Origin of the sequence: Pinisolibacter aquiterrae, assembly GCF_019160155.1 — a bacterium.
Taxonomy (GTDB): Bacteria; Pseudomonadota; Alphaproteobacteria; order Rhizobiales; family Ancalomicrobiaceae; genus Pinisolibacter; species Pinisolibacter aquiterrae.
Map to the genome: position 1 here is coordinate 1 of NZ_JAFNIH010000046.1, position 2,740 is coordinate 2,740.

Genomic DNA, 2,740 nt, shown 5'->3' on the forward strand with positions numbered 1-2,740 from the left:
CCGTCCACAAGGCCAGTTCCGGCATGTGGTGGATGCGGATGGCGGCGCCCATCGTCTCGTGCACGAAGGCGACGACGTCGGAAGCCGGGATCCACGGCGCGCCGAGGCGGGCGGTGATCTCGGAGGGGCGGAGGTCGGCCGGCTGGACGGCTTCGAGGGCTCGGACGTTTCTCTCGAAGACGGGATCGAGCGCGGCCGCGGCCGTCGCCACCTCGAGCTTCTTGCGCACGGGACCGGAGAGATAGGCATCCGCCGTCTGCCAGGCGCCGTCGACGGGATCGCAGAAGATCGCCTCGCCGAGTTCGACCAGCACGTCGTCGACGTCCCGGTGGAGCAACTCGGCGATGTGGTCGAGATCGATGCGGCCGCGCTCGTTCAGCACCACGGCGAGCGCGTCGGCGGCGGACGTGATCACCGGCGGGGCCGGCGGCGCGATTACCCGAGTCGAGAAGATCGGCCCCGGCTTCGCCGTGTCGGTGTCGATGTCGTAGTCCTCGATCGAGGCGACCAGCCAACAGTCGGGATCGTCCCGGAACGGCGCGAGGTTCGGCTGACGATGGGTCTCGCGCGCCTCGCCGGTCTCGGCATCCTCGGTGATCGAGACTGTGGTGTGGTTGATCGGGCCGAAGGTTCGCACGAAGGCGCCCCAGGCGATGCGCAGCCGCACCTGCGCCGGCTGCCACGGCCGGTCGGCCTCCTGGCAGGCGAGAATCTCGCGCACGGCATCGCGGATCGGGATCAGCTTGCCGATGATCCGGATGTGCGTCTCGGAAAACCCCTCGCCGCCCCTGCCCTTGCGGACGGCGACCGGCACCGGCGCGCCGCTGATGATCTGCATGAGACCTCGGCGCGGATCCATCAGATAGCTACCCTCGCGCACATGGGATCCGGCAGCGATGGGAGCGATGGCCAGCGCCTCGTCGTCCTCGGCATCGACCGGCTCAGGTTCGCCGTCGTAGACCGCTTCCGGCAGACGCGAGACGGCACGGCCGAGGACGGTCTCGAGAGCCTCGTCGCCGGCGAGGCAGGTGTAGGTCTCACCGTACGGACCGGAGGTCAGCGCGTGGGTGCCGAGCACCAGCTCCGGGTGGCGGGCAAACCAGGCGTTGACGCGGATCGCGTCCTCCCCGTCGCCGGCCGGGTGTACCTCGGCGAGGTCGAGCCAAGCCGTGTCGCCTCGCGGCTCACCCGCCCGGCGCTTGCGGAAGAAGAGGATGTCGACCACCACGTCGGTGCCGGCGTCGGCCTGGAATGAACCCGCGGGCAGGCGAATGGCGGCGACGAGATCGGCCGACTTCGCGATGTGCTCGCGCGCCGTGCCGTCGGCCTTGTCGAGCGTACCGGAACTCGTGACGAAGACGGCGAGGCCGCCGGGCTTCAAAAGATCGATCGACCGGGCGATGAAGTAGTCGTGGAGCCGCAGACCGAGGGAGCGATAGGCGCGGTCGGAGCGAACCGTGCGATCGGAGAAGGGCGGATTGCCGATCGCCAGATCGAAGTTCGCCGCCAGCTCGGTTCGCGCGAAATCCCCCAAGAGGATCCGCGCCCGTGGCTGCAACAGCCGAGCGATCCGTGCCGTCACCGGGTCGAGCTCGACCCCGGTGACGCATGAGGCCGATCGCAGTGCTTCGGGCATCAGGGCCGGGAAGAGCCCGGTGCCGATCCCGGGCTCCAACACGCGGCCACCACGCCAGCCGAGGCGTTCGAGACCGGCCCAGATCGTGCGGACGATCACCTCGGGCGTGAAGTGGGCATACTGGGTGCAACGGGCGAGCGAGGCGTGCTCCCCCTCCCCGACCGCGTCCTCGAGGTCGGCGCCGATCTCTTCCCAGCCGGCGCGGAAGGCCGTCGCTCCGGGACGACGGAAGACGCCGTTCGCGAGTTCCGACGCACCAAAGCCGATGAAGCGGATGAGGCGCGCCTGTTCTTCCACCATCGCGGGACGGTTCTCGCGTTCGATCGCCGCCGCCAGTCGAATGGCCTCGATGTTGTCGCGTGCCCTCCCCTTCCAACCGGCGGCGAGACCCCGATCCCTTTCGAGATGGAAGTTCTCCCCGAGATCCCTCTCGGAAGCGACCGGCCGAACGAAGACGGTCCCCGTCGAGACGGGGGCCGACGTGGACGGCGGCGGATCGTCGGGATCGTCGTCGGCTGGCCTCGACAAGACGCCGAGGCCGAAGCCCAGACCAGAGGAAAGACCGGTCGTCCCGAAGAGATCGAGGGTGAAGGGATCGATGGAACTCATGAGAGCTTGCTCCTCGAAGGGAAGGCGCGCGGCACCGCTCCGTCCGAACGGATCGGGCAGAGGCCGTGCCTCGGATGGGGTCTGAAGGATGGGTCGCCCGGTCTCGGCCGATGATTCCGGATCGAGTTGACCGACGGTGACCGCGCACGATCGCTACCGTCGGCTCCTCGGCGGCTCAGCCGTGGGTGATGGTCGCCCGGCCGTCTCCGTTCACGCCGCCGCGGCGTCGGTGACGGCGAGCAGTCGGCCCGGCAGTTTGGCCGCGATCTCCCGGGTGGTCAGTTCCTCGAGAAGCCTCATTCGAGCGCCGAGCCCCTGCCCGTAGACCACCACGAAGCGTCGGCCCCTCGCCTCGACCGGCCAGTCGGCGCCGGCATGGCCGCGGTAGGCGTCATGGGTCTCGCTCCAGATGTGTTCGAGACACTCCGCGCGGGTCATCCCGCGACCGGGCAGGGCCTCGCGCTCGAGGATCGCTCGGCGCATCCGATCCGGCGA

General features: G+C 69.5%; 1 protein-coding gene and 1 pseudogene. Both read right to left on the bottom strand.

From position 1 onward, the window contains the following. Nucleotides 1-2,245: Eco57I restriction-modification methylase domain-containing protein (locus J3S89_RS19800; RefSeq protein ID WP_238483874.1), on the bottom strand; the 2,245-nt coding region annotated here is incomplete at its 3' end. Between the two features lie 210 nt (nucleotides 2,246-2,455). After that, nucleotides 2,456-2,740: pseudogene (locus tag J3S89_RS19805) on the bottom strand (DUF1419 domain-containing protein); the annotation flags it as partial.